A 21,967-nucleotide genomic window follows, 5' to 3' on the forward strand; every position below is an offset into this window, starting at 1 on the left:
CGCCGCGCTGCCCGGCCTGACAGGTACAGCCGGGGCATCGGAGCAATCCACAGGCCTGGTGCCGCCCGCAGCCTCAGCCAGCCAGGTCATCATGACCCGGATCACCCTGGTCACCGGCGACAAGGTCACCGTCACCGACCTCGGCCAGGGCAGGAAGACAGTCAGCGTGGACCGCCCGAAGGGCGCCACCGGAGCCGTCCGCACCCAGACGACGAACGGCCGCATCACCGTTATTCCGGACGAGGCGCTGCCCTATCTGAGCGCCGGCACCCTCGACGCGCGGCTCTTCGACGTGACCGAGCTGATACGCCAGGGCTTCGCCGACGGAGACGAAGGCGCGACGGACGGGCTGCCGTTGATCGTCACCTACGGCAGGAGCGCGCGGACGGCGCCGAGTGTGCCGCCGGGCGCCGAGAAGGTGCGGTCCCTGCCCAGCGTCGGCGGCTTCGCGGTACGCGCCGGCCAGGAGCGCGAGTTCTGGCGGTCCGTGGCCCCGCAGGCAGCCAAGCCCGCCGCCCACGCGGCGTCTTCGGGCGGCGCGCGCTTCGCCGACGGCATCGAGAAGATCTGGCTCGACGGGCGTGTCAAGGGCGACATGGCCGAGTCCAACGCGCAGATCGGCACGCCCCAGGCCTGGGAGTCCGGACTCACCGGCAAGGGCGTGACGGTCACCGTGCTGGACACCGGCGTCGACGCCGGGCACCCGGATCTCGCGGGACGCATCTCCCAGTCGAAGAGCTTCATCGAGGGGCAGGAGGTCCCCGACCGCAACGGACACGGCACCCATGTCACCTCCACTGTCGGCGGTACCGGCGCCGCGTCGGACGGCAAGGAGAAGGGTGTCGCGCCCGACGCCACCCTCGCCGTCGGCAAGGTCCTCAGCGACCAGGGCTTTGGCAGCGAGTCGCAGATCATCGCGGGGATGGAGTGGGCCGCGCGGGACGTGCACGCCAAGGTTGTCTCGATGAGCCTCGGCTCATCGGAGGGCAGCGACGGCACCGACCCGATGGCGCAGGCCGTGAACACGCTCTCCAAGGAGACCGGCGCCCTCTTCGTCATCGCCGCCGGAAACTCCGGCGCCCCCGGCACGATCGGCTCGCCCGGCACCGCCGACTCCGCGCTCACCGTCGGCGCCGTCGACTCCGCCGACCGGGCCGCGTCCTTCACCAGCCAGGGCCCCCGCACCGGCGACAACGCCCTCAAGCCCGACGTGTCCGCGCCCGGCGTGAGCATCCTCGCCGCCCGCTCCCAGCTGATCAGCGGCAGCGGCTACTACACCTCGAAGAGCGGTACGTCGATGGCGACGCCGCATGTCGCGGGCGTCGCCACGCTGCTCGCCCAGAAGCACCCCGACTGGACCGGCGCGCAGCTCAAGGACGCGCTGATGTCGACCTCGAAGCAACTCGGCGCGTCCGCGTACGCACTGGGCGCGGGCCGGGTCTCCGTGCCTGCCGCGATCAACGCGCAGATCACCGCGACCGGCAGCGCCGACCTGGGCTTCTACAGCTGGCCCTACGCGGACAACAAGCCGGTGACCAAGACGCTCACCTACTCCAACTCCTCGGACCAGCCGGTCGAGCTGAGCCTGGCCGCGCAGGGCGCTCCCGACGGGGTCGTCTCGCTCGCCGACACGTCGCTGACCGTGCCCGCGCACGGCACCGCGTCCACCACGGTGACCGGTGACGGCGCGAAGGCCGCCGTCGGCAACACCAGCGGACAGATCGTGGCGAGCGCCGACGGTGCCCCCGTCGCGCACACCGCCTTCGGCCTGGTGAAGGAGAACGAGCGGTACACGCTCACCGTCCACCTCAAGGACCGCGACGGCGCCGCGACCGCCGCACGCGTCACGCTGCAGCAACTCGCCAAGGGCAGCGACCCGTTCCCGGCATATGTCGGCGACTCCGGCACCCTGAAGCTGCGGCTGAAGCCGGGCACGTACAGCCTGACGTCCTTCCTCGACGTGCGCGGCAGCCACGGCGCCGACTCGCTCGGCCTCGGCTTCCTCGCCGCCCCCCAGATCACCCTCGACCAGGATCGCGAGGTCACCCTGGACGGGCGGCAGCTGAAGGAGATCAGCGCCAAGGTCGACCAGCGCACCGAGACCCGGCAGCTGCTCATGGAGTACAGCCGCAAGGTGAACGGCGCCGACCTGTTCGGCGCGGTCCAGGTGCCCCTGACCTACGACAGCATCTTCGCCGCCCCCACCGACAAGGTCACCGACGGCACCTTCGAGTACCGCACGGTGTGGCGGCTCGGCAAGCCGCTCCTGGAGGTCGAGGCGGGCGGCAGGCCGCTGGACGATGCCACCGTCCAGTCCGGTAGCGCCCTCACCGACGGCCGCAGCACCGTGTCCGTCGTCGACGCCGGCAGCGGGGCACCGGCCGACTACACGGGCAAGGACGTGCGCGGCAAGGCCGTCGTCGTCCGCGCCACCGGCGCGATCTCGCCCATCGAGTTGGCTCAGGCGGCCCAGGACGCGGGCGCCAGGGCCCTGTTCGTGACCGACGACAAGCCGGGCCGGCTGATGGCCTGGTTCGGCAACGCCGACCGCACCGACCGGTCGCTGCTCATCGCCACGGTCAACGCCGCGGACGGCGCCCGGCTGCTGGCCGCGGCCAAGTCCGGCGAGCGCGTCAAACTCACGAGCACCCGCAACACGCCCTACGTCTACGACCTGTCCGACGGCCATCCCGACGCCATCCCGGGCAACCTGACGTACACCCCGAAGAAGAGCGAACTCGCCCGGCTGGACGACAAGTACCACGCGGTGAAGCCCGCTCAGGGCGGTGAGTTCCGCTTCTCCATCACCGACAGCTTCCGTTACGGCTTCGGCTTCCTGGAGCGCATCGACTACCCGGCCGAGCGTACCGCCTACGTCTCCACCGGCCCCGGCCAGCAGTGGCACGAGTCCGTGATCACCGTGCCCCGCGCCATCGAGGAGCGCAGCGGTCTGGTCACCTACCGAGGCGGCACGCGCAGTGAGGTCGACTGGTTCAAGCCGGTCTGGCACCCCTGGCTCGGCACCGGGCTCGGGTGGGGCCAGCAGCGGGCCGGGAACGACCTCCAGTTCAACACCCCAGGCTGGGGGGACTCCGGACCCGACCACACCGGTTTCGGCGACGTGTGGAACGACACGTCCGTCCGGCAGACCACCGAGGTCTACGTCGACGGGGCGCGCGTCGACCGGCGCACCGGCTCAGCCGGGTACGTGCGCAACGCCGACCCGGCCGAGCGCACCTACAAGGTCGTCACCGACACCGCGCTCGACCCCGCGCGCTGGAAGCTGTCCACGAAGGGCCACGCCGAGTGGACCTTCAAGTCCGCCGAGACGCCCGCCGACCGGTGGACGTTCCTGCCGCTGCTCAACCTCGGCTTCGACGTCGACACCGACCTCGCGGGCGACGTCCGCGCCGGGCAGCGCCTGCCCGTCGGGATCTACTCCGAGTACGTCAAGGGCGCGCCGGACACCGGGACCATCGCCGACGGCACCCTCCAGGTCTCCTACGACGACGGCCAGACCTGGACATCCGTCGGCCTGGACCGCGACAAGAACCAGGCCGCCTGGCGCGGCACCCTGAAGGTGCCCGCCGACGCGCATTTCATCTCGCTGCGCGCATCCGCCCGCGACGACCGGGGCGGCCAGGTCACCCAGGAGATCATCCGGGCGGTCGGCGTGAAGTGACGCGCTCCGGCCACTGGAGCCATGGGGTGAGCCGCGCGCGGCGCAACCTCGCATGACAGGACGGCGCCGTCTCCCGTGGGATCCGGGAGGCGGCGCCGCTCGTCCGATTCAGCCCGTCGGTTCGACGATGCCTGGGACGACACCCAGCTCCGTTGCTGCGGACCGTCCGTAGGGGCACCGGTGGTCTCCGGTGGCCGTGGTGTCAATGGTGCGGAGAACTTCGCGATCACCGAGGCTCTGGCTGACTCCATGGGTGCCGCCGTGGGCGCCTCGCGTGCGGCGGTGGACGCGGGCTGGTACCCGCACGCAGTGGTCTGTACTGGAGTCGTTGCTGCCTGCGGCGGGTGTGAGTCGCCGTTCGCCGGGTCGGCGGCGGCTGGTGAACGGTGTGCGGTGGCGGGTGCGGACCGAGGTGCCGTGGCGCGATCTGCCACGCGAGTAAGGGCCTTGGCAGACCGATCCATGACGTGGGACAGGCCGTCGGAGCGGCGAGTGCGGCCGGTGCCGGTGCGCTGACCGTGGCCGTCGTCGTCAAGCTGGCAAGGGTCCTCATGCTCGCCCCCATGGTCGCCGCGGTGGGGGTCCGTCGTCGGCGGGCGCTACGTCAGTCGCCTGCGTCCCGGAGCCAGGCACTCTTCCTCGGCTGGCACCTGGTGATGTCCATCGGTGGTGGCGACATGCCCGTCGTGTCGATGCTCAACAGCTACTCCGGGTGGGCCGCCGCAGCGGCCGGCTTTCTCCTGGGCAACGACCTGCTCATCATCACCGGTGCCCTCGTCGGCTCCTCCGGTGCCTACCTGGGCTACATCATGTGCACGGCGATGAACCGGTCATTTCTCTCCGTCATCGCCGGTGGCTTCGGCGTCGAGGCCGGCTCCACCGCGGTCGAGGGCGACTACGGCGAGCACCGCGAGATCACCGCTGACGATGCGGCCAAGCTCCTGGCGGACGCATCCGCGGTCATCATCACACCGGGGTACGGCATGGCCACCGCGCAGGCGCAGCACGCCGTCGCCGAGCTCACCAAAATCCTCCGGGCCAGGGGCGTCGACGTCCGGTTCGGCATCCACCCCGTCGCCGGCCGTCTTCCGGGGCACATGAACGTCCTCCTCGCGGAGGCAAAGGTGCCGTACGACATCGTTCAGGAGATGGACGAGATCAACGACGACTGTCGCGACACCGACGTGGTCCTCGTCATCGGCGCCAACGACACCGTCAACCCGGCCGCCATCGATCAGCCGGGGTCGCCGATCGCCGGTATGCCCGTCCTTCAGGTCTGGGAGGCCAAGGACGTCATCGCCTTCAAACGGTCCATGGCCACCGGGGACGCCGGCCTACAGAACCCCCTCTTCTTCAAAGCCAACACCCAGATGCTCCTCGGCGACGCCAAGCGGCGCGTCGGAGACATCCTCAAAGTGCTCTGAACCGCCCCGGGACAGGCCTGTCTGAGTCATGGCACGTCCTATCTATTGATGTGGGTCTGATCTGGTCATTCGTAAGATCGGCGAGGCCCAGGGCTTGGGGTATGACTGCAGGCGATCGTGGCCCGGCCCGGCGCTTCCATGGCCCAGGGCAGGCAGTAGGACCGGACGGGTGGGCCGGTGAGGGGCCAGGGTGTAGTGGCAGCCGGGAGGCGTGGACGACCGCCCGGCCCGTTTCATGCACCGGCCGAGGCCGTGGTGGCCGTCGCACGGACGGCGATGGCTGCGATGTCGTCGTCGAGACGGCCGCGGCTGTAGTGGACCAGGTCCCTGTGCAACTGCTCGAGCAGCCGGGACGGGGAGTCTGCGTCCCACTGGCCCGCGTGCTTCACCAGCGGGAAGAGTGCGCCGGTGTGGTCGCGGGTCTCGGTGACGCCGTCGGTGTAGAGCAGCAGTTGGTCCTCGGCGGCGAAGGGGACGGTGTCGATGCGGTAGTCCTCCCCGAGCAGTGCACCCATGTTGACGGGCGGTGAGGGCGCTGTGGGGGTGACCTCGCGGACCGCTCCCGCGCGGAACAGCAGCGGAGGGGGGTGTCCGCAGTTGACGATTTCGACGGTCGATCCGTCGTCGGGGATCTCGGCGAGCAGGGCCGTCGCGAAGTACTCCATCTGGTCGTCGGGCAGTAGTGCGGTGTAGCGGCTCATGCGCCTGTCCAGTCGGCGTGCCAGCCGTGCCAGGTCCGGCTCGTCGTACGCGGCTTCCCGGAAGCAGCTGACGATCGCTGATGCCGCGCCGACCGCGGGGAGGCCCTTGCCGCGCACGTCTCCGATGATCAGGCGGACGCCGTGGGCTGTCGCCAGTGCTTCGTAGAAGTCGCCGCCGACGCGGGCCTGGGCCGCGGCGGCCAGGTACAGGGCCTCGGTGTCCAACCGGCCGAGGCGGTGCGGCATGGGTCGCAGCAGGACTTTCTGGGTCGTCTCGGCGACGGAGCGGACATCGGCGAGGGTCTTCTCCCGCTGTTGGCGCACATGGCTGGCGTAGGCGGCCGCGGCGGTGGCGCCGGCGATCACTGCGAGGGTGATCAGGTATGTGTGCTCCTCACTCGGATAGCCGATGGTCACGGCGATCACTACGTTGAGGGCCGCGGCGAGCACGCCGATGGCCACCGTTCCGACCACTGGCCACACCGAGGCAGCGAAAGCGGGGGCGAGTGAGAGAAAGCGGCTGAAGTGGAGGTTACTCGGAGTGACAAAGGCCAGCACGGTGATGATGGCGGTCAGCGCCAGGGGCGCAAGGAGCACCAGGTCCTCCTGGAGGCCGCAGGAACGACGCCAGAATCGACCGAAATAGTTCACATAGGCAGCGTATGTGAGTATCGGGTCGGCCGGACACAACGCCGGCCCCACGAACCCACCGCCGCTCCGGCCCGGGACAATCCCCAGACGTAGGGAGTCCTTCGGACGACACGAATATCAGGGTCCGGCAGTAGGTGTGTGCCGTTGATGGGGACGGACTCCGGAAGTTGAGCAGGCGCGAGCTGCGGTGATCATGGAGTTTTCTACGCTCAGTGACCCCGGAGGGCTCGTGCCTGTCGGCTGTATCACCGAGGCACGTACCGGCTGTGGGAGGCCGCGGCGGCGACCGAAGCGGAGAAGACGTCCCGTGCCCTTTTTCTGCGCGGCGGCGAACTGCACGCCTGCGATGACGAGTGCGGCGATGGCCGACAGTGCCGTGACCACGGTGACGGCCGGGCACCGGCGCACCAACCCGCTGCGTCGGGCCGGCACTGCCAAGGCGATGCCGATCAGGGCGAACAGGGCCTTGTGGAAGGGGTACTCCCCGCCCAGGACAGGGCCGATAACACCTGCCTTGGGGATCGCCGGTACGTACGCGCCCAGCAAGATCGCTGCGACGAGGAAGGCGAGCAGCGACGCGATCAGGGTGACCGGGATGCGCACGACGGGCCGGCCAAAGGCCCGAGATTGGGCCTCGGTCGGTCTGTCGGTGCCGAATTTCGCGGTCAGTTTGTCGAGCACGGCCCGCAGTTTCGGTTCGCTGTGGGGCAGGGGCTTGTCGAAGACCTTCTTGCCGGCCGGGGGCAGCCCGTGGCCGTGATGGGACCGTCTTGCCGACGTCCAGGCCGAGGAAGACGCCCACGTCGCCGTTGTCGCACCGTGTGCCTTCCCGACCCGTGCTGCGAACACGGGCCTACGCGATGACCATCAGTCGATCCCTCGGGAAGGTGTGCCCTTCACGTGCGGCCCCGAGGGCCGGTCCACAAGTCATGACCATCGCTCCTCGGCGGGTCGGAGTGGGCACTGCGTGGCACGATGGACATGGCGGTTCCTTTCTAGGCGGCGGAGGAACGGGTATGGAAATCAGGCCCCAGGCGGTTGTCATTCCCAAGGAGACCGACCTTCTCGAACAGGGAAAGTACGGCCCCGTTTTCCCGAAAACTCCCGCGTGTTACGGATTCAATATCATCGCGAATGTGAAGCCCGGTCGCGCGGAGGCGATCCGCGAGTACGGTTACACCCTGGCGAGGGCGCTGGAACAAGATCCCTATCTTCTCGCGCCGCTGAAGTTGCACTACCTGCGCTGGGTGCTCTTCGACGAAGATAAACGCTTCATGTACCAGGGTATTTTCGACACGGACTTCGACAAGTACACCGAAGACGCCATTGCGTTGTTCAAGAAGTCCGGCGTGAGCACCGCCTTTGAGAACCTGGAGGGATTTCCCGATGACTGGAGAACAAATCCCGAGGCATTCGTGAGGTTCGTGCGTGAGCACCACTGCCCCAGTTTCATTGAATATGGGGAGTATCCGTACGTGACAGCAGATGAGATCAAAAAAGCGCTGCGGATCAAGAGTGCCTTGTCGGAGACGCTCGACCAGCTGCAGTGAAATGGGCTGCGGCCTGCCCACCGCTGCGGATCGGAGACGTCATGAGCGAGTCCAGGACGGCCCGTACCTACAACCAGAATCATGTTCCCCGCCCCTACACGCCGGGCCGGCGGCGGGTGAGCATATACGTGTCGTGGAGTTATCCGGCCGAGGCCGGAAGGAACCCGGCGGAGCTGGACAACCGGTTCTCCACGATGACCGAGGTCCGGCGGGTCGCCTGGCCCGCGTACGAGGAGCCGAGGTGGTCCGACCCCTTGCAGTTCCAGCAGGGCATCGCGGGGTCTCTGGAGCTGTTCTTCTGGGCCTGGGTGCCCTTCCAGTCGTTCGTCGAGGAGACCACCGGGCACACCGTGCCGGTGTATCAACGCATCGATCAGGCCGGGTTCCGGACCCTGCTGGACGACCGGGTGCTGGCGGACACCGACACGTTGTTCGTCTTCGGACTGGACCACATGGTCACGGGACAGGACGCCGAGCCGGAGGAGATCGAGGCGCTGCGGCAGTTCCTCTCGCGGGAGGGAACCTCCCTGGTCCTGGGCCCGCACCACGACGTCGGAGCGTCGGACGACCTGACCGTACGGGACATGGAGCATCGCCACCACGGCGACCCGCTGGTTCCCCGCCAGCAGCGGTTCGCCAGGCACCTCCGGGGTCTGATGCAAGGGCTGGGGGTCCCCGTCGAGAACCGCTACGGGCTGCGCCCGGCGGTGCGGGAACCGAACAAGATCGCCCCACTGACCGTGGCCCGGGATCTGGACACAAAAGGCTGGCTGGAGGGGGTGACCACGTTCAACTTCCACCTGCACCTGCCGCACTACGCCGTGACGACGGAAGAGCCGGATGTCATCCATGTACTGGCCAGTCAGCCCATCGACACCTCCAAGCCGCACCCGTTCACCGAAGCCGGCAATACCGAGTTCAACATGTTCTTGTGGATGCCCCCGGGCGGTGACCGGGCCGGCGATGTTCTGCTGGCGGACTCCACGATCTTCAGCTCGCTGTTCGGTGGCGACGAAAGCCTGCGCAACTTCTGGAGGAACATCGTCTCGAAGTAGCGCCGCTGGGAGGCGGGACTATGAGTGGGGAGAAGCAGATCGCCCTGGAACTCGACGACATCCAGCGCGGAGTTCTCAGCCCCAGGCCGACGCCCTATGCGGTGACCTACCTTTTGTTCCGCATCGATGACCGGGCACACGGGCGGGAGCTGATGCGGCGCGCGAGCGCGGTGACCACCTCAGCGGCAGACTCGACCAGCCCGCTCGGGGACACCTGGGTGAGTGTCGCGGTCACCTACCACGGCCTCAAGGCGCTCGGGGTGCCGCGCGAGTCGCTGGACACCTTCGCCTGGGAGTTCCGGCAGGGCATGGCCGCCCGGGCCAAGGCGCTCGGCGACGTGGGCGAAAGCAGCCCCGAGAACTGGGAGACGCCCTTGGGCACGGCTGACGTCCATGTGGTGCTCACCGTGGTCGCGCCCGACATCGCGCAGCTGGAGGCGGCCATCGATCGGGCCCGCCCGGCGTATGAGCACCTGCCCGGTATCACCGCGATCTGGCGGCAGGACTGCTACGCACTCCCCACGGAGACCGAGCATTTCGGCTACCGGGACGGCGTCAGCAACCCCGCCATCGAGGGCAGCGGCATCGCCGGGTCGAACCAGTTGGAGAGGCCGCTGAGGGCCGGCGAGTTCGTTCTCGGCTACCCCGACGAGCTCGGCGGCGTCCAGACCCCGTGGCCCGAGATACTCGGACGCAACGGAAGCTACGCGGTCTTCCGCAAACTCCACCAACGCGTCGCCGCGTTCCGGCGCTGTCTGAAGGACCATTCCACCAGCCGCGAGGACGAGGAACTGCTCGCAGCCAAGGTCCTGGGGCGCTGGCGCAGCGGCGCACCACTGGCGCTCAGCCCCCACCAGGACGACCCGGCGCTGGGCGCCGACCCACACCGCCGCAACACCTTCCTCTACGAGCGCGACGACCCAGCGGGGTTCATCACCCCCGGCGGCTGCCACATCCGCCGGGCCAATCCCCGGGACGCGTCGGTGGCGGGAGAAGTGAGGCTGCACCGCATGATCAGGCGCGGCGCCGTCTACGGACCGCCGCTTGCGGACGGCGCCCTCGAGGACGACGGAGCGGACCGGGGACTGTTGTTCGCGTTCATCGGTGCCCACCTCGGGCGGCAGTTCGAGTTCGTCCAGTCCGAGTGGCTGAACGACGGCGTCTTCTTCGGCTCAGCCAACACCAAGGACCCGATAGCCGGAGCCCACGAGGGCGTCACCGACTACACCATCCCCCGCCGGCCCGTACGGCGGCGTCTGCCACAGTTGCCGCGGTTCACGGTCACGCGCGGGGGCGAGTACTGCTTCCTGCCCGGACTGAGCGCCCTGCGGTGGCTGGGCGACCTCCAGGACTGAACCGTGGCCCTGCGGCCCGCCCGGGCGCCCCGCCACCGGACCGGAACGCCTCATGGGCATCTTGCACCTGCTGTTCAACGCGGTCACCGTGATCTTCATCGCGACCACCATGTTCACCGCGGTCTAGGAGCCACCATCTCAGCGCTGTGGGGCGTCTTCGCCGACTTTCCGCTGCTCCTGCTGGCGCTACTCGGCGACCTGGCGGTCATCCCGTTGCTTGGCTGGGGCCCGGCTGACCTGCTCGGCCTTCCCGCCGCCTCCGTCATCGCGCTGGTGCTGGTCGCCTCCTCACTCGGCGGGCCATTCGGCGCGAAGCCGGCCATGGTGCAGGACGGCGATGTCGTGGCAGGCGCGGCCATGCAGGTCCTACTCGCCGCCATCGGCAGCTCGTACCATTCGGCGTCGATCTGCCACTGCGCCACAACGCCCCAAGGGCAGTGCGTTCCTGGCACCCCACCGCGATCAAGGTCTCGAACGTGACGTTCCTGATCGTGCTGGTGGGCATGCTGCTCGGCAACTGGCGTGACGTGGTCGCACTCGTCGGCTCCCTGGCCCTGCTGGCGGGGTTCGCCCTCGCCGGCGCCGCCTTCGCCATCGGCACGCTGCTGGCCACGGGGCCGACGGTACGCCGCACCACCATGGGAAGCGTCGCTGCTGTGCGTAACGTGGGTCCCGCGCTGGCAGCCGTCGGTATCGCCTTCGCAGGCGAGCCGGCGATCCTTGGCGCGCTCGCCGCGGTGCTGCTCAGCGGTTTGTTGACATCCTCGCCGCCCTGAAGGGCGGCGATTCCCGCCTACCGCGCCGTTGAGGGCTGTGGTGTCGGGTGGGTTCCTGCTTCGCCGCGCTGTGCCGGGACGAGTCCCGGGCTTATCTGCGCTCCACAGGCTGACACGGCCAGTCCGGCCGCCTTGGCGACGTTGACCGCCGCGTTCACATCCCGGTCCAGGACAGCTCCGCACGCCCCGCATGTCCAGACGCGGACGTGCAGGGGCTTCGGGCCGTCCTTCACACCGCATACCGAACACACCTGAGATGTGGGCTCGAAGCGGCCGATGCGGACGAAGGTGCGCCCGTACCGGGCGGCCTTGTACTCCAGCATGCTCAAACAGCCGACGGCGACATCCTGACAGCGGGATAGGGTTCGGCCGATAAGGATCCGCTCGGTCAGCGCGAGCTGAGCCAGGGCCTGACACCGTGGCCGCCCGGGGAGGAGTTGCATGCTGCAGGCGCTGGGATTGGCCCCGGCTGAAGAGGCCATCTACACGGCACTGCTGGCCCGCCCGACAGCCTCCGCGCAGGAACTCGCCGGACAGACCGGAATCGAGGTGGGCGAGACCGCCCGCATCCTGCTTGACCTGGCGACACGTGGCCTGGTGGCGGTCGCCACCGAGGCCGGGAGCGGGACGCCGGACTCGGCCGACTGCGGGGCGGGCCTCCAGCCCGCCCGCTATCGGCTCACACCACCTTCGGTGGCTCTGGCCCCGTTCCTCGTCGAGCAGCGCAACGCGCTCCACCGTGCCGAGACCGCGTTCTCGATGCTGACCGAGCAGTACCGCAGTACCGCCGCACACCCTGCGGGCAGCGTCGTGGAGGTGGTCGTCGGCGTGGAGCAGGTCGCACACCGGTTCCACCAACTGCAGCGCGGCGCCCAGCGGGAGTTGCTTGTCTTCCTCGTCGGGGTACCTATCGCGGTGCCGCGCGAGGATGCCGACGTGTCGGAGAACTTCGCGCTGGACCGCGGAGTCGACTTCCGGGTCGTGGCTGCCAGGAACTATCTCGACGGTGACGACGTAGCGCGGGACGTGCGGGCGGCCATCCTGGCGGGCCTGGAGCTTCGCGTGGCCGACTCGCTGCCGCTGAAGATGGTCGTCTCGGACCGAGAGCGTGCCATGGTGCCACTGGACATGGCGGACTCCGGCGGCGAGCCGAGCGCAATCGTGGTGCACCGCAGCGGCCTGCTGACGGCCCTGGTCCATCTCTTCGAGAGGGAATGGGACCAGGCCCGGCCGCTGTACGCCACCACCACGGGTGTGCGCGCGGAGTCGGCAGCCGATCAGCAGCCGACCGAGGGGGAACTGGAAGTCCTCGCTCTGCTGCTGGCGGGGTTCTCAGACCGGCGGGCGGCCTCCCAACTCGGTGTCTCCATACGCACCGTGGAGCGGCGGACACGCCGTCTGATGGACCTTGCCGGAGCGGATTCGCGTCTGCAACTCGGGTGGCACGCCGCACGTGCGGGCTGGCTTTGACCTGCTCCTCGGCCTGAGGGCCGGGGAGTTTCCGTCTGTTGGTGGTCCGCCTGCGAGGGCGGCTGCCAACTCCTGGCGGATTCCTGCTTCCCCGCCGACGGGCCCGTGATCCAGGCTGAAGACATCCACAGGAGCGGCGGCGCGCGCACCCACGCGACAGGTACCTGACCGCGTCGCGCAGCTCGCTCATGAGCTGCGGGCCCCTTCCCGGCGGCGGATCGAACCCCGCCCGGACCCGGAGGAACCAACGTGACGGGAGGAGTTTGAGGGAAGCCGGGGCCTGCTGCTGGTCAAGGAGCGAGGAATGTACCCGTGCATCCCCCTTCGGCGAGATCGTCTCGGTGAGCGTCAGCCCACAGGGGCATACCCCCACCTGCCAGACCCGAAGCCCCACCGAGCCGACGAACCAGTCGACGTGACCGCGTGACGGAAAACCGACACGCGGGAAACCCGTCACGCGCGGCATGCCTACGCGATCCGTATGTCTGCCAGGCTGCACCCCGCAGCATGGCATGTTCACGGAGTCAAGTAGGGAGACTCATGCCCCCCAAAACCCGTATTGCCTTGGGCGCGGCAATCGCCGCCGTCCTGGCCGTCACCGCGGTAACGCCTTCTGGGGCGGCGGATGCGCCGCCTGACGGTGCCTCGGGGAAGAGGCCCGTCATCGGCAGCGAGCCCGCAGCAACGGGCGGCAAGCAGGTGCCGGTCACGCTCATCACCGGCGACAAGGTACTGGTGACCACGGACACGTCGGGCCGCAGTTCGGCGGCCGTGCTGCCCCACGAGGACGGTACGCAGCCGATCGTCCAGACCTACCAGATGGGCAAGGACCTCTACGTCTACCCGGAGGACGCCGCCCAGGCGATCGCCGAGGGCAAGGTCGACGAGCAGCTGTTCAACGTCACTGGGCTCATCCGCCAGGGATACGACGACACACACACCGACACGCTGCCGCTCATCGCCACCTACCGGAACAGTGTGAACGTTGCCGCCAGCGCGCCCGCGGCTCCTCGCGGGTCCGAGCGGGGCCTGAGCCTCCCCGCTGTGGACGGCGTCGCGCTCAAGGCAGGCAAGGACACCGCCGCCGCCTTCTGGCAGGACGTCACCGACACCCGCTCACGGTCCGGTTCCACGCTGAAGAAGCTGTGGCTGGACGGCAAGGTCGAGGCCACGCTGGACCGGTCCACCAAGCAGGTGCACGCGCCGGAGGCCTGGGCGGCCGGTTACGACGGCAAGGGCACCAAGGTCGCCGTGCTGGACACGGGCGCGGATGCCGAGCACCCGGACCTGGTGAACCGGGTGGACGCGTCCAAGAACTTCACGGATTCCAAGACCACCGACGATCGGGTGGGCCACGGCACCCACACCGCCTCCACGGTCGGCGGCTCCGGAGCGGCCAGTGACGGCAGCAAGAAGGGCGTCGCCCCCGGTTCGTCCCTGCTCATCGGCAAAGTTCTCAACGACCAGGGCTACGGCCAGGACTCCTGGATCATCGCGGGTATGCAGTGGGCCGTCGACCAGAAGGCCGACGTCGTCTCCATGAGCCTGGGCAACCCCAGGATCGGCGACTGCGCCGACCCGATGGCCCAGGCCACGCAGGAACTGTCGAAGAGCAAGCACACGCTGTTCGTCGTCGCCGCCGGCAACTCCGGCCCGGGCGCCGAGACCGTCTCCTCGCCCGGGTGCGTGCCCGGCGTGCTGACCGTGGGCGCCGTCGACCGCGACGACACCACCGCGCAGTTCTCCAGCCGCGGTCCGGTGGCCGTCACCCACACCCTCAAGCCCGAGATCGCCGCCCCCGGCGTCGACATCTCGGCGGCCAGTGCGGGCGGCCGCGGCGTCTATGCCTACCGGACGATGTCGGGCACCTCCATGGCCACCCCGCATGTCGCGGGCGCCGCGGCCGTCGTCCGCCAGGCGCACCCGGACTGGACCGCGCAGCAGATCAAGGCTGCCCTGGTCTCCTCCGCCCGCACCGGCGGCAAGGTCGCCGGCGCCGACCAGACCGGCGGTGGGGTGCTTGACGTGTTCGGCGCGGTGAACCAGAAGGCGCTCTCCGCGCCGGCTGTCCAGGCCGGCAGCTACAACTGGCCGCAGGACGCGTCGGACCGCACCACCGTGCAGGTGCCCTTCACCAACACCAGCGACAGCGACCTGACGCTCCATCTGAAGCTCAGCGGTGTGCACGGCAACGACGGCAGCGACGTCACCTCCGGAATCATCAAGCCGCAGGAGAGCAAGGTGACGGTCCCGGCGGGGGCCACCGCTCAGGTGCCGCTGCAGATCGACCCCACCGCCCGTCTGAAGCCCGCCCAGTACGGTGCGGTCACCGGCCGGATCCTGGCCACCGGCGGCGATGTGCACGTCTCCGTGCCCGTCACCCTCTACGTCCAGCCGGAGACGGTCACCCTCCGGGTCAAGGTCGTCGACCGCAACGGCAAGCCCGCGACCGGCTCCTCCTCCCTGGACGTCGCCAGCATCGACACAGACGAGGGCGAGCGCCGCACCAACGCGGGTGCGCCCGAGCAGACCTACCGTGTGCGCCCGGGCGACTACGCCCTCAGCAGCTTCGTGGCGACGTCCGACGCGAGCAACACGCCCGAATCGGTCAGTTACCTCGCGAACCCGCAGCTGCGGATCACCAAGGACACCACCGTCGTCCTCGACGCCCGCAAGGCCCACCAGCTGAGCCTGCACACCGACCGCCCCTCGACGCTGCGGGGCACCACGTTCAGCTACGCCCGCACGTGGGACGACACCTGGCAGCTCAGCGGAACACTCACGGCCGGCGGCGCCGTGCAGAAGTTCTACGCGGACATCGACGGCCGCGCTCAGAAGGGCACCTTCGAGTTCCGGCCCACCTGGCGCGCGACCGGCTCCGAGGACGGCTCGTCCTACGTCTACAACCTGTCGTTCCCGACCGAGGGCCCGCTGCACTCCGACCAGGCCTACCGGCCGAATGACTCCCGGCTGGCCCAGGTCACCGAGACGTGGCATGCCATGGGCAAGGAGGCCGACTACATCGACGCGCTGTTCCTCCGTCCCTCCGGGAGCAGCAACACCCAGATCCCCGTGAGCCTGTACCAGACGGTCCACGTGCCCGGTACCCGCACCGCCTACTACACGACCGGCGACGACGCCTGGTACCACGGCGCGATGACCAGCTTCCCGTTCGCCGCGTTCATGAGCGACCAGGACCGCACCTACAAGGCCGGACAGCGGAGCACCGAGGAATGGTACGGCGGCCCCCTGCGGCCGGGCGCGGCGCGCGATGCCGACGGCAACCTGATGCTGGCCGCCGAGCGGCAGGGCAACCTGTTCGGCATCCAGAACGCCCTCTGGATCGACGGCTCCGGCGACCACTGGACCTACGGTGGGTCGTTCGGCGACATCGGCAACCTGAAGCTGAAGCGCAACGGCGAAGAGATCGGCCGGCTCGCCTACCCGTACGGCGTGTTCGAGGTGCCGGACGAGGACTCCGCGTACGAGCTCACCCAGCACCTGGAGAAGATCTACACCGGGGACCGCAACTGGCTGCGTTCCACCGCTGCCGACACCACCTGGAGCTTCCGCTCGCACCGGGAGCCGGACGTCTACTCCCGCGGCCTGCCGATCCTCCACCCGGCGTACGACCTGCCGGTGGACGGCCTGAACACCCTTCCCGCGCGCAGCGGCATCAAGGTCGGTCTGTCGGTCGAGGGCCACGCCGGGTACACCCCGGGTGCGATCACGGCGGCCTCGCTGTCCTACTCCTACGACGGCGGCACCGCCTGGACCCAGGCGCCGACCGAGCAGCACGACGGCAAGTGGACGGCCGTCCTCGACCACACCGGCGCCGCCGGCAAGCAGGTCACACTGAAGGTCACCCTCACCGACGCCAACGGCAACGCGGTCACCCAGACCATCACCCGCGCCTACGACGTGCGGTGACCACACAGTCCGGCCGGGCGGTCCCCCGCAACGGGCGGCCCGCCCGGCCTGCCACCTGCTGCCCCCACCTGTGATCACCAGGGCGCAGTCGAGGTGCAGATCGCTGCAGGTCCGGCAAGCGACAACTTGCCGGCCTGCCCCTGGCCGGCTTCCAACACCCGGACCCGGTTCCCGGCTGCGCTACCTCAGCGGGCAGACCCGCGAGCCCCGGGACGCCGGCCGGCTGCGAGATGAGGTTGGGAACTGTCGTGGGCAGGCGCCTACGCGTGAGGCCCGGACGGGGACCCGGCTTGACGGCCCATCAAAAACCGCCGGGCGTCTCCGTCCAGACACAGACTGCCGGAACATCGCCAGGGTTGCTGTAGCGGTGCGAGACGGAGGAGTCGAAACTGACGCAGTCGCCGGGCTGCAGGCGGTAGTGCACGCCGTCGACCCAGTAATCCAGCTCTCCGCTCAGCAGTAGGCCGACCTCTTCTCCGCCATGGGTGTGTGGATTGCCACCCGAGGATGCGCCGGGGGCGATCTCGAGCATCATCATCTCGATCCTGCCGCCGTGCTTTGGGTTGAGGAGTGTGTAGGTCACCCCCTCCACTCCTGACCGGGTGAGCTCAATGCGCTGATCGGGGCGCGTGAGTACGCGGTGCTCGCGGTCCACCGCGCGGAACAACTGGCTGAGTGTGGTTCCAAGGGCGTCGACGATCGTGCGTAGCGTGTTGATCGTCGGACTGTTCACATCCCGCTCGACGTTGCTGAGATAGCTGCGTGACAGTCCCGTCTTCTCGGCGAGCTTCTCCAGCGTGAGGCCCTGGTCCAGTCGCTCGCGACGGAGGTACTGGCCGATCCCGTCGCCGCCGGGGGGCTCGGGGGAAGTGTGCGCGTGCTCCACGGTCGACACGGACTGCTCCTCTAGTAAATGCGATGCGGCATCCAGCATAGTGTTTGCGGTGAGCGTCTTAAATAATCTATGCTCCGTCGCATATATGAGATGCCGCCCAGGGTGTCAGTCATCACGAACATCGATGCCGGCCGGCTCGACATGGCGGGGCTGCAGCCATGGCAGGTTCCAGAACGGAGGGGCACCCGCGCCGCGTCGCCGATCGTTCCGCCGCCCTGGATCCCCAACACTCGGGTCGACCGGGTCGCTCAAGCATGCACGGAGGACCAATGGCTTACGACACGGCATCTGGAGGATGCCGAACACGGCAACTGCCGGAGCTGCGTCTCGATCTCTCTGCGTTGGAGCACAACGTCCGGCTCATGGCCGCATGGTGCGGCGACAGGGGGGTCGAACTGGCTCCACACATCAAGACCACCATGACGCGGCCGATCGTCGAGCGGCAGATGACCGAAGGGGCGTGGGGCGTCACCGTCGCCACCGTGGCGCAGGCGAGCAGAGCTCTGGACTGGGCAGTACGGCGTTTGATCATCGCGAACCAGGTGGTCCACCGAGCCGACCTCGCCCTGATCCGACGGTGGCTGAACGGGACGCCGGAGCTGGAGATCTACTGCTTCGCCGACTCCCTGACCGGAGTGGACCTCGCCCGGGCAGCCATGGAAGGCGCCCCCAATCCGTTGCGCGTTCTTATTGACATCGGAACGGACGGAGGCCGTACGGGCGTGCGGGAGCCGGCCCAAGCCGTTGAACTCGCCGCAGCGGTCAAGGCGGCCCCCGGACTCTGCCTTGCCGGCGTCGCAGGCTATGAAGGAGTCAGGCCCAATCGCCGCGACGCTGAGACGCTGACGCAGGTCGATGAGCACTGCCGACGGGCGATCACTGTGTACCGCCGTCTCCTCCCGCTGTACGAGATCACACAGCCCGTCTTCACCATGGGCGGCTCCGCTTTCCCCGACCGCGTCATCCATGCCCTTGCGGAACTCGCGCAGAACCCGAGTGACCTGCCCATGGTGCCCGTTCTGCGATCCGGTTGCTACGTCACTCACGACCACGGCACATACGAGCACGTGTCACTCCTGCCGGGGTTGCGCGCAGCGCTGACGGTCCGCGCGGTCGTGCTGTCCACGCCAGAACCAGGGCGTGCCGTCGTCGGCGCCGGGAAACGCGAGCTGCCCTATGACGCCGGCCTGCCCGTGTTCCTGAGCGCACGCGACGCGGAAGGGGCGCGGCGAACGGCTGTCACGGCGACCGCTGCCCAGATATACGACCACCACCTGGTCTTGACCGAGGTACATGGGCTGAGCGTTGGCGACGAAGTCGACCTCGGCATCTCCCACCCGTGCTCCGCCTTTGACCGCTGGCCCGACATTGCTGTGGTCGACCAGCAGGGCCACACACGTGAGGTGTGGCACCCGCAGTTCCACTGACCGGACGAACGGGCCTTGCTCCAAGGCCGGTAGTCATCGTATTCGTGTTGGCGGCAATCGACGAGCACGTCTGGCTTGTCCAGCAGCGATGCCTCCTCTGAGCGGAGCCCGGCGTGATACAGGGTCCGGAGCATCGCATGGTCCCTTGCGGCGGGCCCCTACTTCCGGGCGGACCAGCCCGACGCCGAACGCGGCGTCGATCTCGACCGCCTTGCGGGCCTGCAGGAACGGGGGTGCCTGGGCGCGTACTGTCCGCGCGTTCGCGATCCCGCCGCGTCTGACCGCCTTGCGTCAAACAGCGCGTCAACGCTGGCGTCGGCGTTTGCACTGCCGACAGAGACCCCTGCGCGGGGCGCAGTCGCTTTGTCCGGCCACGCGCCTGGCGTGCGGGAGGGCGTCCCGCAGGTGGCGGGTGTAACGGTCGATCGCGTGGTGTGCGCCGTGATGCGCTCAGCGGTACGGTGACCGCCGGACGGACAGGACCGCCACGTCGTCGTGCTGGCCTCCCTCCCCGGCGAACGCGCGCGCGTCGTCGTAGAGGGCGCGCGGCAGGTCGGTGGGGGAGAGAGCCACGTGCTTGGTGAGGCGTTCGGCGAGGGGGTAGAAGGTACCGTCGGCAGCGCGGGTCTCGGTGAGCCCGTCTGTGGTCAGCAGCAGCGTCGCGCCGGGTGGAAAGGCGAACCAGTCGACGGTCGGGGGCTCGGCGGCGAGTTCAGCAAGACCGAGAGGGACGCCGGATGCGAGGGCCGGCGTGGTGACGGTGGCATCGTGCAGCAACTGCGGCGGAACATGTCCGCAGTTGATGACTTGTACCTCTTCGCGTGCGTCAACGTTGACGATGAGCGCTGTGACGAACCGTTCGTCCTCGCCGGTCTGTGCGGCATAGGAGTTGTGCCGTACGACAGAGGCATCGAGGCTATCGACGAGCGCGGTCAGAGTGGGTTCTCGGTGGGCCGTGGCACGGAAGGTGCCGATGGCGGCGAACGCGGCGCCGACCGCGGGCAGGCCCTTGCCCTGGACATCGCCGATCAGAATCCGGGTTCCCCACGGAGAGACGACGACGTCGTAGATGTCGCCGCCGATGAGCCGGTCCTCCTGTACGGGCTCGTACACTCCGTCCACCAGGACGTCGTCGGTGACGATGGGAAGAGGGCGCAGGATGTGGCGCTGCATCGCTGCTGCGGTGGAGCGCAGTCGCAGCATCACGTTCTCGCGGCGGATCCGATGGCGGCAAGCGTAGACGGATGCCGCGCCCAGGGCGAGGGTGAGCAGCACCATCAGGATCCTGTCGAGCCACGGCCGCCCGTCACCGTGCCGGACCAGCATGGTGACGATGACCACAAGTGCGGTCCATGCGGACACGAATTTCGTCTGGCGTACGGTGCACAGCGCTGACGCCGCACCCGGCAGGAATACAAGGAGCCCGAGAAGCCACACCGGGGACGCGGCCAGGGCACTGAGGAGCATCACCAGGGCCGTCATTGACACCACACCGATCAATACTTCGGCGTCGCGCGGTGGTTCGATGGCCTCGAGGGGACGAGCGAAACTCTTCGGATGCTTACGGGGCACAGGACCTCCCGGGCAGACAGCGCACTCCCCGTACGGTAAGCAGGCCCGGCCGTGGGCGAGCCGCGCCCTGCCGGACAACGGTCCGCATTGGAGCTCGGAGTGACCCGGGAGGAAATCCCCGTGCGATCCCTGTCAGGGCGGCGTTCGTGATCGGCGGACGCCATTACGCCGAAGATCTGCGTCGCAGCCCTGAAGGCCGCTACGGAAGCCGGACCATTCAGGCCTTGGACGATTACTGATGGACGACAATCTCCCGCTTGAGGATCTTGCCCGTTCCTCCCTTGGGGAGTCCGTCGGAGAATCTGACGATCCGCGGGTACTTGTAGGCAGCAACCCGCTGCTTGACGTAGTCACGTATCTGACCGGCGGTGGTCTGTGCGCCGTCCCGGAGCGTGACTACGGCGGCCACCTCCTCCCCATGGATCTCGTGCGGCACGCCTACGACAGCGGCTTCGGCGACGGCGGGGTGTTCGTAGAGCACCTCCTCGATCTCGCGTGGATAGACGTTGTATCCGCCACGGATGATGAGGTCCTTCTTCCGATCGACGATGAAGTAGTAGCTGTCCTCGTCGACACGGGCGAGATCGCCGCTGTGAAACCACCCGTCCCGGATGGCTTCCGCCGTCGCGTCCGGACGGTTCCAGTAGCCCTTCATGACGTTCTCGCCGCGGATCGCGATCTCGCCGACCTCGCCCGGCCTCACGGTGGTGCCGTCGCCTGCGATGAGTTTGAGTTCGACTCCGCGGATGGGGAGACCGATCGAGCCGGCCTTGCGCGGCCGGTCCGGGGGGTTGAAGGCGGCGACCGGCGAGGTCTCCGAGAGCCCGTAGCCCTCCACCACAGTGACACCGAATTGCCGCTCGAAGCCGTGGAGTACCTCAGGCCGATCAGCGGCACGACGGACAGCACCAGGAAGGTGTCGGCGAGTAACGAGGTCGCCGCGGCGGCGGCAGAGGTCGGAGCCGACCGGCATTGCCGAGGACGGCGGACGCGAGTGGCGACGGAGTTCGCCGTGGACACGCCGGAAGCCCATCGTGGGTTCTCGGCTTCTCGAAGGCCAGCCCCATGGCCACCAGGGCCATGAAGACCCCGGCGAAACCGGCGGCGGGTTCTGGGAGTGATGGTCGGCGACAGCGAGACCGAGGCCAGGCCCACGGCCTGCTCGCTACAGAACCTGCGGCGTCGGGCGTTGGCCCGGCCGGTTCTGCGCTCAGCAGATGTGCCGGGCCAGGCCTGTCGCCTTGGCCATCAGCCATTCGAGTGGTCCGCGCTGCTGGAAGCGCGACCAGACGGTCGCGAACACCATTGCGGCCGCGATGAAGCCGAGCAGGACGTGCAGGGGCAGTCCGGGCAGTTCCTCGATGCCCAGGAACCGGATGGCGACGAGGTGGAAGACGTATGCGGTCAGCGACATGGAACCGACTGCGATGACCGGCCGGGCCAGGGACTGGAGCCGTGGGAGGGCGTCCGTCGCGGCCA

General features: G+C 68.7%; 14 protein-coding genes and 4 pseudogenes. 11 read left to right on the plus strand and 7 right to left on the minus strand.

What is annotated here, in order from left to right:
- Positions 1 to 91: 91 nt before the first annotated feature.
- The 4 genes and pseudogenes from ACWEK3_RS10100 (at position 92) to ACWEK3_RS10115 (ending at position 5,106) form a co-directional block, all read left to right on the plus strand.
- Positions 92 to 3,682 carry a S8 family serine peptidase gene (locus tag ACWEK3_RS10100; RefSeq protein ID WP_453249448.1) on the plus strand — a complete coding sequence of 1,197 codons (3,591 nt, stop codon included), beginning with the start codon at positions 92 to 94 and terminating at the stop codon, positions 3,680 to 3,682.
- 174 nt (positions 3,683 to 3,856) lie between these two features.
- Positions 3,857 to 4,039: pseudogene (locus tag ACWEK3_RS10105) on the plus strand (FAD-binding protein); the annotation flags it as partial.
- A complete protein-coding gene (locus ACWEK3_RS10110; protein WP_453249449.1) occupies positions 4,029 to 4,124 on the plus strand; it encodes a hypothetical protein in 96 nt (31 codons plus the stop codon). The pseudogene ACWEK3_RS10105 and the gene ACWEK3_RS10110, both read left to right, overlap by 11 nt.
- Before the next feature lie 16 nt (positions 4,125 to 4,140).
- The gene (locus ACWEK3_RS10115) at positions 4,141 to 5,106 is read left to right on the plus strand and encodes an NAD(P)(+) transhydrogenase (Re/Si-specific) subunit beta (protein ID WP_453249460.1); all 966 of its coding nucleotides are present in this window, start codon (positions 4,141 to 4,143) and stop codon (positions 5,104 to 5,106) included.
- A 233-nt stretch (positions 5,107 to 5,339) separates the two neighbouring features.
- Here ACWEK3_RS10115 and ACWEK3_RS10120 read toward each other — a convergent pair whose 3' ends face one another.
- Together ACWEK3_RS10120 and ACWEK3_RS10125 are read right to left on the minus strand one after the other, a co-directional pair.
- Positions 5,340 to 6,404, minus strand: a complete 1,065-nt coding sequence (locus ACWEK3_RS10120; RefSeq protein WP_450538246.1) for a PP2C family protein-serine/threonine phosphatase — start codon at positions 6,402 to 6,404, stop codon at positions 5,340 to 5,342.
- Positions 6,405 to 7,106: 702 nt separating this feature from the next.
- Positions 7,107 to 7,260: pseudogene (locus ACWEK3_RS10125) on the minus strand (IS110 family transposase); the annotation flags it as partial.
- 214 nt (positions 7,261 to 7,474) lie between these two features.
- Between ACWEK3_RS10125 and ACWEK3_RS10130 the strand changes: the two are divergent.
- The 4 genes from ACWEK3_RS10130 to ACWEK3_RS10145 all read left to right on the plus strand — a co-directional run bounded on the left by ACWEK3_RS10130 (position 7,475) and on the right by ACWEK3_RS10145 (position 11,194).
- On the plus strand, positions 7,475 to 8,008 hold the full coding sequence (locus ACWEK3_RS10130) for a hypothetical protein (RefSeq protein WP_453249450.1): 534 nt from the start codon (positions 7,475 to 7,477) through the stop codon (positions 8,006 to 8,008).
- A gap of 41 nt (positions 8,009 to 8,049) precedes the next feature.
- On the plus strand, positions 8,050 to 9,063 hold the full coding sequence (locus ACWEK3_RS10135; protein WP_453249451.1) for a hypothetical protein: 1,014 nt from the start codon (positions 8,050 to 8,052) through the stop codon (positions 9,061 to 9,063).
- A gap of 20 nt (positions 9,064 to 9,083) precedes the next feature.
- Positions 9,084 to 10,418, plus strand: a complete 1,335-nt coding sequence (locus tag ACWEK3_RS10140; RefSeq protein ID WP_450538242.1) for a Dyp-type peroxidase — start codon at positions 9,084 to 9,086, stop codon at positions 10,416 to 10,418.
- 476 nt (positions 10,419 to 10,894) lie between these two features.
- The gene (locus ACWEK3_RS10145; RefSeq protein WP_453249452.1) at positions 10,895 to 11,194 is read left to right on the plus strand and encodes a hypothetical protein; all 300 of its coding nucleotides are present in this window, start codon (positions 10,895 to 10,897) and stop codon (positions 11,192 to 11,194) included.
- Positions 11,195 to 11,211: 17 nt separating this feature from the next.
- Here ACWEK3_RS10145 and ACWEK3_RS10150 read toward each other — a convergent pair.
- Positions 11,212 to 11,523, minus strand: a pseudogene (locus ACWEK3_RS10150) (zinc ribbon domain-containing protein); the annotation flags it as partial.
- Between the two features lie 112 nt (positions 11,524 to 11,635).
- Here ACWEK3_RS10150 and ACWEK3_RS10155 point away from each other — a divergent pair.
- Both ACWEK3_RS10155 and ACWEK3_RS10160 read left to right on the plus strand, forming a co-directional pair.
- Positions 11,636 to 12,664 carry a helix-turn-helix domain-containing protein gene (locus ACWEK3_RS10155; RefSeq protein ID WP_450547031.1) on the plus strand — a complete coding sequence of 343 codons (1,029 nt, stop codon included), beginning with the start codon at positions 11,636 to 11,638 and terminating at the stop codon, positions 12,662 to 12,664.
- A gap of 540 nt (positions 12,665 to 13,204) precedes the next feature.
- Complete coding sequence (locus tag ACWEK3_RS10160; RefSeq protein ID WP_453249453.1) at positions 13,205 to 16,594, plus strand: S8 family peptidase; 3,390 nt, start codon at positions 13,205 to 13,207, stop codon at positions 16,592 to 16,594.
- A 301-nt stretch (positions 16,595 to 16,895) separates the two neighbouring features.
- On the opposite strand, the gene ACWEK3_RS10165 is transcribed toward ACWEK3_RS10160, so the two are convergent.
- The gene (locus ACWEK3_RS10165) at positions 16,896 to 17,489 is read right to left on the minus strand and encodes a cupin domain-containing protein (RefSeq protein ID WP_453249454.1); all 594 of its coding nucleotides are present in this window, start codon (positions 17,487 to 17,489) and stop codon (positions 16,896 to 16,898) included.
- 269 nt (positions 17,490 to 17,758) lie between these two features.
- Between ACWEK3_RS10165 and ACWEK3_RS10170 the strand changes: the two genes are divergently transcribed.
- Entirely contained in the window at positions 17,759 to 18,916 is a 1,158-nt protein-coding gene (locus ACWEK3_RS10170; protein ID WP_453249455.1) for an alanine racemase, read from the plus strand.
- Between the two features lie 450 nt (positions 18,917 to 19,366).
- Here the strand turns inward: ACWEK3_RS10170 and ACWEK3_RS10175 are convergent, their stop codons facing one another.
- From ACWEK3_RS10175 to ACWEK3_RS10185, 3 genes and pseudogenes are all read right to left on the minus strand, one after another.
- Positions 19,367 to 20,398, minus strand: coding sequence for a PP2C family protein-serine/threonine phosphatase (locus tag ACWEK3_RS10175; protein ID WP_453249456.1), 1,032 nt, complete (start codon positions 20,396 to 20,398; stop codon positions 19,367 to 19,369).
- A gap of 322 nt (positions 20,399 to 20,720) precedes the next feature.
- Positions 20,721 to 21,368 (minus strand): annotated as a pseudogene (locus tag ACWEK3_RS10180) (AMP-binding enzyme); the annotation flags it as partial.
- Between the two features lie 330 nt (positions 21,369 to 21,698).
- A partial coding sequence (locus tag ACWEK3_RS10185) for a DUF418 domain-containing protein (protein ID WP_453249457.1) occupies positions 21,699 to 21,967 on the minus strand: 269 nt, incomplete at its 5' end.

Source organism: Streptomyces sp. NPDC004721 (assembly GCF_053601495.1).

What these genes read in the sequence shown, in the direction of transcription:
- ACWEK3_RS10130 (WP_453249450.1), top strand. Translation starts at nt 7,475, where the DNA reads ATGGAAATCAGGCCCCAGGCGGTTGTCATTCCCAAGGAGACCGACCTT.
- ACWEK3_RS10100 (WP_453249448.1), top strand. Translation starts at nt 92, where the DNA reads ATGACCCGGATCACCCTGGTCACCGGCGACAAGGTCACCGTCACCGAC.
- ACWEK3_RS10135 (WP_453249451.1), top strand. Translation starts at nt 8,050, where the DNA reads ATGAGCGAGTCCAGGACGGCCCGTACCTACAACCAGAATCATGTTCCC.
- ACWEK3_RS10160 (WP_453249453.1), top strand. Translation starts at nt 13,205, where the DNA reads ATGCCCCCCAAAACCCGTATTGCCTTGGGCGCGGCAATCGCCGCCGTC.
- ACWEK3_RS10155 (WP_450547031.1), top strand. Translation starts at nt 11,636, where the DNA reads ATGCTGCAGGCGCTGGGATTGGCCCCGGCTGAAGAGGCCATCTACACG.
- ACWEK3_RS10140 (WP_450538242.1), top strand. Translation starts at nt 9,084, where the DNA reads ATGAGTGGGGAGAAGCAGATCGCCCTGGAACTCGACGACATCCAGCGC.
- ACWEK3_RS10175 (WP_453249456.1), bottom strand. Translation starts at nt 20,398, where the DNA reads ATGACGGCCCTGGTGATGCTCCTCAGTGCCCTGGCCGCGTCCCCGGTG.
- ACWEK3_RS10170 (WP_453249455.1), top strand. Translation starts at nt 17,759, where the DNA reads ATGGCTTACGACACGGCATCTGGAGGATGCCGAACACGGCAACTGCCG.